Raw genomic sequence first — 8,315 nt, 5'->3', positions numbered from 1 at the left:
CCGGTGCGGGGAACCTGTGCTCGTTGCGTTCGATCTTCGCGGCGAGCGCCGCGAGCGGGTCGACGCCGAGCACCCCGCAGAGCTGGAGGAGGTAGGCGAGGACGTCCGCGACCTCGTCCCGTACGCGGTGGGCGGTCTCCGGGTGGGCCATGACGCGGGCCGACTCCTCGGGGGTCAGCCACTGGAAGATCTCGAGCAGTTCGGACGCCTCCACGCTCAGCGCGGACACCAGGTTCTTCGGGGTGTGGTACGGCTCCCAGTGCCGCGCGGCCGCGAACTCGGCGAGGCGGCGCTGGAGGGCAGGGAGGTCAGGGCGTTCGGTCACGGGGACAGGTCTACCACCCGCGCCTCGGGCACCTCGCCCGCCCAGGAGGCGTCGCTGACCGCAGCCGTGAGGCGGATGTGCCCGCGCTCGCACATGCGCGCCGCCAGCCGCAGCAGCCCGGCGCGCTGGCTCGGGTCCAGCCCCCGGTCGAGGCCGTCCGCGAGCACCGTCAGCGTCTGCAGGGCCGCGGGCACCTCGCCGGCCGGGTCGACCTCCAGGACACCCGGCCCGGTCAGCAGCACCAGGGCCAGCGCGGTGTACCGCAACTCGCCGTCGCCCAGCCGCTCGAAGCCGGTGCGCGTACCGTCCCCGCGGTCCAGCACCGCCCGCAGCATGCCCTCGCCCACGGGTTCCGCGAGCACGTCCGCCACCGCACCGGCGCATCCGGCGCGCACGGTCTCGACGAGCAGCCCGTGCCGCCGCCCGCACTCGGTGCGCGTGCGCCACAGGACGTCGGCGAGGTTGTCGCACCCTCGCAGCAGCCGTCCCGTACCGGCCGGTGTCGGCACCCGCATGCTGCCGGTGCGCGGATCACAGGCGAACACCGACCGCAGGGCGACCACCATCTGCTCGGCGGCGGCGAGGACGCGCCGCTGCCCGTCGGTCTTCCCCGCCACCCGCAGGGGCAGCAGCGCGGTGCCGAGCCGGTCGTCGGGCAGGGGCGCCCGGGTGACCGGCGAGGAGCCGCCAGTGTGCCAGGCCGCCTGGACGGCCCGGCGGCCGGGGTCGCGCAGCGCGGTCTCCAGCAGGACGAGCGGCCCGGCGGCCAGCCGCTCCCCCACGACGCGGAGTTCGGGCTCGGCCTGTACGGCGACGTCGAGGCTCACCGGGCCCTCGGGGCCGTCCGCCGTACAGCCGATGCGGAAGCCGCGGCGGCGCTGGGCGTCGGGCCGGGCGCGCTCGGGCACGCAGCCGGCCGGATCGGGGAAGACCTCACCGAGGCCGGCCCCGCCGCCGAGCCGGGCGAGCGCCTCGTACGCGCGCAGCGCACTGCTCTTGCCGCAGCCGCTCGGTCCGGTGAGGAGGGTGAGCGGCCCGAGCGGTACGCGGGTGCGGCGGTGCCCGGCGAAGGCGGACAGCCGCAACTCGGTGAGGCGGGCCCGGTCGGGACGGCCGAGACCGCCGGAGCTGTCCGGGCGGCCGGGGGCGTGGTCCTCGGGCCGGGCGGCGGCGAGGGTGTGGAAGGCGGGCATGCCAGGACGGTAGGACGCGGCCGTGCGGCCGAACCGTTACGCCCGCGCGGCCTTCCTACGATCGGGGGAGGCGCCGGGGTCACACCCCCGGCACCCGCCGTGAGGTTCACGCCCCGGTGACGGCCGCGCCCTCCATGAGCCCGCTGACCTCGGTGCCGGGCGGCGTCAGCAGGAAGACGTTGCGGTCCACCCGGTGCATGCCGCTGCCCAGGCCGAAGACGACGCCGGTGGCGAAGTCCAGGACCCGCTTGGCGACCTCGTTCTCGGCGCCCGTGAGGTCGAGCAGGACGGGCGCGCCCGCCATCACCGTCTCGGCGACGTCGCGGGCGTCCGCGAACACGTTGATCCGCAGGACGACGAACCGGCGCCGGGTCTCGGTCTCCGCGTCGGGCAACGCGCGGTGGTCCACCGCGGACGGCCAGGCGTCCCGGCCCCGCAACGGAACGACCTGGGCGAGCCCTTCCCACTGTTCATCGGTGACGTCGTGGCTGTTCACCGGCTCCCCCTGACCTGACTCTCACTCATCGGCTGCACCAGCCAATTCTTAACCGAGGTCACCCGTTCGGCCCAACAGCGACACGGGCGGCGACGGCACGTCTCCGCGCGGGACGATTTTCTGTTATGCCAATTGACACAACATCACCCCGGCTTCTACGGTCCTGCCATGTCCGAGACACGAGGGCGGGGCCGACCGCGCAAGGACCCTCAGAAACTGGCCCGTTGGACACCGCCGGAGGGCTGGTCGCGGCTGGTCGCGTGGGTCTCGCCGGAGGAGAAGAAGGCGCTCAAGCACGTCGCCGTGGAGGCCGAGGTGTCGGTCGCCGATCTGGTGCGTTCGCTGGCCGGCGGGCTCGCGGCCGGGGTGATCGACGCGGAGGAGCTCATACGCCAGGTCAGGAAGGGAACGCAGGTCATGGAGAAGATTCCCACGCTGTTCGAACGGGACGACCGCTTCCGGGTCGTCGACCGGCCCCGCGCCGAGTGCGCCTGGGTGTTCGAGGGCGAAGGGACCCCGACCGAGAAGCTGGACGGCACCAACGTCCGGCTCACCGTGCGTTCCGGGCAGGTCGTACGGGTGGAGAAGCGCCGCAATCCCAGCAAGGCGCAGAAGCTCCGGGGCGTCGTCGACGGCTGGTACGTCGACACGGACGAGCACGCGGCCGACGACAAGTGGATCCTCGCCGCCGCCGGCAACACCGACGTGTCCGCCTGGCCGGACGGCGAGCACCCCTGCGAGGCGCTCGGCCCGCGCATCCAGGGCAACCCGCTGGCCCTGGACGACCACCTGTGCGTGCCGTTCAACCTGGAGGTCCCGGTCTACGGTGACGTACCCCGCACCTACACCGGACTGCGCGACTGCCTCGCCGCCCTGGAGAGCCGCTACGCCCCCGGCCACCTGGCCGAGGGAATCGTCTTCCACCACCCCGACGGCCGCCGAGCCAAGATCAAGCGCAAGGACTTCCCCCGCAGCGCCTGACCGTCCACACCGTCGACTCCGTTCGCCGGCACCGGTCGTCACGTGGTCCCGGGTGGGCGGGACGTCCGGGGCGGGGGTGTAGGGATATCCCTACTGCCCCCGCATGGAGCTTCCTTGGGCGGGGTGGGGTTCTCACACTCCTTCTGGCGTCGTGCCTCCGGGTGCGGCGCCGCCCCCACATCCTCTGCGCCCACAAGGCGAAAGGAAGTCCGTTCCCATGCGGAACCGAATATCCGCCCTGGCGTCGACCGCCGCGCTGGTCACCATGGCCGCCGCGCTCGCGGCGCCGGCGGCCGCGGCTCAACCCGAGCCCCCCGCCCCGCACCCGGCCACCGGCCACGCCGACTCCGGTCACCTCGCCGGACCTTCGGCCTTCAGAGCCGCGCCGTTCACCACGGACCCCTCCCCGTCCGTCCGCGAGCGCGTGGTCGAGCGGGGACGGCGGGCCATCGCCGCGCACACCGAGGCGGCGCACGTGGTGAAGGGCGACGCCTTCACCCAGCGCTCCGTCGTCGTCGACCGGGACGGCTCGGCCGACGTCCGCTACGACCGTACGTACCAGGGACTGCCGGTGTACGGCGGCGACGTCGTCGTGCATCTGCGCCCCGACGGCTCGTACACGGGCCTCACCGTGGCGTCCTCCGTGCCGCGGAACTCCGCCGGCCTCTCCGTCACCGCGCGCGTCTCGCCGGCGAAGGCCGCCTCGCTGTCCCGCGGGGAGCTGCGCGGGACGGTCACGTCGGTGTCCGCGCCGCACCGGGCGGTGTGGATGAAGGGGCGTTCGGCGACCCTGGTGTGGGAGACCGTGGTCAGCGGCCGGCGCGCCGACGGCACACCGAGTCGGCTGCACGTCCTCGTCGACGCCCGCAAGGGACAGGTGGTCGAGACCCGTGACGAGGTGTCCGCGTTCCTGTCCCCGGAGCAGGCCGCCCGCGCGGCCAAGGCCCGCGGCAAGGTCAAGGGCAAGGCGGACGCCGGCTACGGCGTCTCCCCGCTGACCGCCGGCACCGGCGACTCCATCTACAGCGGCCAGGTCCCGATCGACCTGACCCAGTCCGGCAGCACCTGGTCCATGAAGGACCCCTCGCACGGCAACGGCTACACCACCAACCTCAACCACGCCACCAGCGGCACCGGTTCCGTCTTCACCAACTCCACCGGCACCTTCGGCAACGGCACCAACAGCGACCCCGCCTCCGCGGGCGTCGACGCGCACTACGGCGCGGCGAAGACGTTCGACTACTACAAGAACGTGCAGGGCCGCAACGGCATCTTCGGCGACGGCAACGGCGTCCCCTCGCGCACCCACTACGGCAACGCGTACGTCAACGCCTTCTGGGACGGGACCCAGATGACGTACGGCGACGGTCAGAGCAACGCCCGCCCGCTGGTCGAACTCGACGTGGCGGGGCACGAGATGAGCCACGGTGTCAGCGGCGCCCTCACCGGCTGGGACGAGACCGGCGAGACCGGCGGCATGAACGAGGGCACCAGCGACATCTTCGGCACCCTGGTCGAGTTCTACGCCGACAACCCCGTCGACACGCCCGACTACACCATGGGCGAACTCATCGACATCAACGGCGACAACCAGCCGCTGCGCTACATGTACCACCCCTCGCTCGACGGCCAGTCGCCCGACTGCTACGACAGCAACAACGGCAACCTCGACCCGCACTACTCGATGGGCCCGCTGAACCACTGGTTCTTCCTGGCGGCCGTCGGCAGCGGCGACCACGGCTACGGCAACAGCCCCACCTGCAACAACTCCACGGTCACCGGCATCGGCAACGACAAGGCCGGCAAGATCTGGTACAAGGCCCTGGCCTCCTACGCCAACAGCCACGAGGACTACGCCCAGGCCCGCATCGACTCCCTGAAGGCCGCCGCCGACCTCTACGGCACCCACTGCACCGAGTACGACACCATCGACGCGGCCTGGGCCGCCGTCAGCGTCACCGGCTCCGACCCCGTCCCCGGCACCTGCCCCGGGCAGGGCGGCAAGCCGTCCGTGACCTCGCCCGGCAACCAGACCGGCACCGTGGGCACCGCGACCAGTGTGCAGATCCACGCGACCGACCCGAACAACGAGACGCTGACGTACAGCGCCTCGGGCCTGCCCGCCGGGCTGTCGGTCAACTCCTCGACCGGCCTGATCTCCGGCACACCCACCACGGCCGGCACCTCCACGGTGACCGTGACGGCGACGAACACCGACAGCGCCTCCGGTTCCGCCACCTTCTCCTGGACCGTCAACCCGGCCGGCGGAGGCACCTGCTCCGGCGGCGGGGAGAAGGTCACCAACGGCGGTTTCGAGAGCGGCACCTCGCCGTGGAGCACCACCTCGGGCGTGATCTCCACCTCCAGCGCCGGTGAGAGCCCGCACTCCGGCACCCACTACGCCTACCTGGACGGCTACGGCTCCACCCACACCGACACGGCCTCGCAGTCGGTCGCCATCCCCGCGGGCTGCAAGGGCCGGCTGACCCTGTGGCTGCACATCGACACCTCCGAGACCACCTCGTCGGTCGCCTACGACAAGCTGTCGGTGAAGCTCGGCAACACCACCCTGGCCACGTACTCCAACCTGGACGCGGCCTCCGGCTACGCGCAGAAGTCCTTCGACGTCTCCTCCTTCGCCGGGCAGACGGTCACCCTGACCTTCACCGGAACCGAGGACGTCAGCGCGCAGACCAGCTTCACCGTCGACGACGTCTCCCTGAACGCGTCCTGAACCTCCCCCACGTCCCAGGGTTCAGCGCCGCTCCTGATCCGGCGGTCCAGCACCGCTCCTGATCCGGGCGGGTGCCCTCTCCACGGACGGAAGAGGGCACCCGCCCGTCCCCTCACCCTGTCCCGAGAGGACCGGACCACATCATGAGACGCAGACTTCTGACATGGACGACGGGCGCCTGCCTGATCGTCGCCGCCGGTGGCCTCGCCACCGTCCCGGCCTCCACCCCCGCCCGGGCCGCCGACTGCACCGCCGGTCAGCTCATCTCCAACGGCGGCTTCGAGAACGGCACTTCGCCCTGGACCGCGAGCAGCGGCGTCATCACCGGCTCCACCTCGCAGAGCGCCCGCACCGGCAGCCGCTACGCCTGGCTCGACGGCTACGGCTCCACGCACACCGACACCCTCTCCCAGAGCGTCACGGTCCCGGCCGGCTGCACCAGCGCCTCGCTGAGCTTCTACCTGCACATCGACACCGACGAGACCACCTCGTCCACGGCCTACGACAAGCTCACCGCCAAGGCCGGCTCGACCGCCCTCGCCACCTACTCCAACCTGGACGCGGCCGCCGGCTACACGAAGAAGACCTTCGACCTCTCCGCCTACGCCGGGCAGACCGTCACCGTGTCCTTCACCGGCACCGAGGACTCCGGCGCGCAGACCAGTTTCGTACTCGACGACGTCGCCCTGGACGTCTCGGGCGGAGGCACCCCGTCTCCACCGCCGCCGCCCTCGGACTCCACCCGTACGCCCGCGAAGCCCGCGTACACCGTCTCGCTCAGCAGCGACTCCACGGGCACGCACTGGAGCGGGCACGAGAGCGTGTCCTTCACCAACGCCTCGGCCACCCCGCTGAGCGAGGTGTACCTGCGGCTGTGGGACAACGCCCACGGCAACTGCCCCACCACACCCGTCACCGTGACCGGCGTGACCGGCGGCACCCCCGCCGCGCTGTCGGTGAACTGCACCGCCCTGAAGGTGACTCTGCCCGGACCGCTCGCCCAGGGGCAGAGCGGAACGGTCGGTTTCGACCTCGCGATCGACGTGCCGAGCGGCGCCGACCGCTTCGGCCACGACGGGCAGTTCGCCTTCCTCGGCAACGCGCTGCCGGTGCTCGCGATCCGCGACGCGGACGGCTGGCACCTGGACCCGTACACCAACAACGGCGAGTCCTTCTACTCGCTGGCCGCCGACTTCGACGTGACCCTGGACCACCCCTCCTCGCTGTCCGTCCCGGCCACCGGCACCTCGGTGGACAGCGCCGGCTCCGCGGGCCGCACCGTCACCCGCGCCACCGCGCGGTCCGTGCGCGACTTCGCCTGGGCGGCGGGCCCCTTCAGCAAGGTGTCGGGCACGTCGCCCGGCGGCACCAAGGTCAACGTGTACGCCGTGAGCGGCATCGGTTCCACCGGCACGCAGAGCATGCTCAACGTGGCCGAGTCCGCGATCGACGCCCACGCGCAGCGCTTCGGCGCCTACCCGTACGGCGAGGTCGACGCGGTCCTCGACAACAACTTCTGGTTCGGCGGGATGGAGTACCCCGGCTTCGTGCTCGACCTGGTCGACCGCACGGCGCTCACGCACGAGCTCGCCCACCAGTGGTTCTACGGCATCGTCGGCGACGACGAGTACAACCACCCCTGGCTGGACGAGACGTTCACCGACTACGCCACCGACCTCGCCCTCGGCAAGGACGGCGCCGGCTGCTGGAACAACGTCTCCTGGGTCTCCCAGGACGAGGCGATCACCGACTCGATGGCGTACTGGGACGCCCATTCCTCGCGGTACTCCACCGTCGTCTACGGCTACGGCAAGTGCGCCCTGCACGATCTGCGGCGCGTGATCGGGGACGGCGCGATGTCCCGACTGCTGCACGACTACGCCCAGTCGCACTGGTACGGCGTCTCCACCACGGCCGAGTTCAAGGCCGCGGCGCAGGCGGCGACGAGCACGGACCTGTCGTCCTTCTGGACCCAGCACCGCATCAGGGACTGACCTCACGTCGCCGGGGGCGGCCGCCGTGGACGGCGGTCGCCCCCCTCCCCGCCCGCCGGGCCTCTCCCATCCGTCTTGGCGCACTCTTGGTGTTTTCGCGTCCGTCTCGTGGTTCCCCTTTCAACTCCCGGGGTTCACCATGCCCCCTGGCCGCACACACCCCGGAGCACGCCGAAGGGACTGGCACGATGAGCGTGGACCGCGCCACCGTCCTGGACCGTGCCCGGACCGCCCTGGGCACAGGGGGCGGGCTGGTGCTCACCGGCCACCCCGGTTCCGGCCGGTCGACTCTTCTGGCGTCGCTCGCCGACCGGTTCACCGCCGGCGGCCACCGGGTGCTGCGGTGCCGGCCCGCCCCCGCCGACCAGCAGCTGCCGTATCTCGGTCTCATCGATCTCCTGGCCGAGGTGAGTGACGGGGAACTGGACCACCTGCCGGACGACGAACGCGAGCTGCTCCGCTCGGTGTTACGGCGGGTGACGGGGACGCCCGCGCCCCTGGATGGCGGCCGACTGCTCGTGCTGCGCATGGCGTTGCTCCGAGCACTTGCCCGACTGACCGGCGAGGGGCCGCTTCTGCTGGTCGTCGACGA

General features: G+C 72.0%; 7 protein-coding genes. 4 read left to right on the top strand and 3 right to left on the bottom strand.

Annotated elements, in window-relative coordinates:
- The 3 genes from IE249_RS13645 to IE249_RS13635 form a co-directional block, all read right to left on the bottom strand.
- Positions 1–325: nucleotide pyrophosphohydrolase (locus IE249_RS13645; RefSeq protein ID WP_189705075.1), on the bottom strand; the 325-nt coding region annotated here is incomplete at its 3' end.
- Positions 322–1,518, bottom strand: a complete 1,197-nt coding sequence (locus IE249_RS13640; RefSeq protein ID WP_189705074.1) for an AAA family ATPase — start codon at positions 1,516–1,518, stop codon at positions 322–324. The genes IE249_RS13645 and IE249_RS13640, both read right to left, overlap by 4 nt.
- A 106-nt stretch (positions 1,519–1,624) precedes the next feature.
- Entirely contained in the window at positions 1,625–2,014 is a 390-nt protein-coding gene (locus IE249_RS13635; RefSeq protein ID WP_189705073.1) for a cell division protein SepF, read from the bottom strand.
- A gap of 168 nt (positions 2,015–2,182) precedes the next feature.
- On the opposite strand from IE249_RS13635, the gene IE249_RS13630 reads away from it, so the two are divergent.
- From IE249_RS13630 to IE249_RS13615, 4 genes are all read left to right on the top strand, one after another.
- Positions 2,183–2,995, top strand: a complete 813-nt coding sequence (locus IE249_RS13630; RefSeq protein WP_229858372.1) for an RNA ligase family protein — start codon at positions 2,183–2,185, stop codon at positions 2,993–2,995.
- 217 nt (positions 2,996–3,212) lie between these two features.
- Entirely contained in the window at positions 3,213–5,729 is a 2,517-nt protein-coding gene (locus IE249_RS13625) for a M4 family metallopeptidase (protein WP_189705072.1), read from the top strand.
- 143 nt (positions 5,730–5,872) lie between these two features.
- On the top strand, positions 5,873–7,723 hold the full coding sequence (locus tag IE249_RS13620) for a M1 family aminopeptidase (protein WP_189705071.1): 1,851 nt from the start codon (positions 5,873–5,875) through the stop codon (positions 7,721–7,723).
- Positions 7,724–7,911: 188 nt separating this feature from the next.
- The coding region (locus IE249_RS13615) for an ATP-binding protein (RefSeq protein ID WP_189705070.1) at positions 7,912–8,315 on the top strand (404 nt) is incomplete at its 3' end.

It is taken from the genome of Streptomyces anandii JCM 4720, from assembly GCF_014650655.1.
GTDB lineage: Bacteria > Actinomycetota > Actinomycetes > Streptomycetales > Streptomycetaceae > Streptomyces > Streptomyces anandii.
This window is presented reverse-complemented; position numbering and strand designations above follow the sequence as displayed.

Excerpts from the sequence above, each read along its gene's own strand:
- IE249_RS13640 (WP_189705074.1), bottom strand. The coding sequence starts at position 1,518 with ATGCCCGCCTTCCACACCCTCGCCGCCGCCCGGCCCGAGGACCACGCC.
- IE249_RS13630 (WP_229858372.1), top strand. The coding sequence starts at position 2,183 with ATGTCCGAGACACGAGGGCGGGGCCGACCGCGCAAGGACCCTCAGAAA.
- IE249_RS13625 (WP_189705072.1), top strand. The coding sequence starts at position 3,213 with ATGCGGAACCGAATATCCGCCCTGGCGTCGACCGCCGCGCTGGTCACC.
- IE249_RS13620 (WP_189705071.1), top strand. The coding sequence starts at position 5,873 with ATGAGACGCAGACTTCTGACATGGACGACGGGCGCCTGCCTGATCGTC.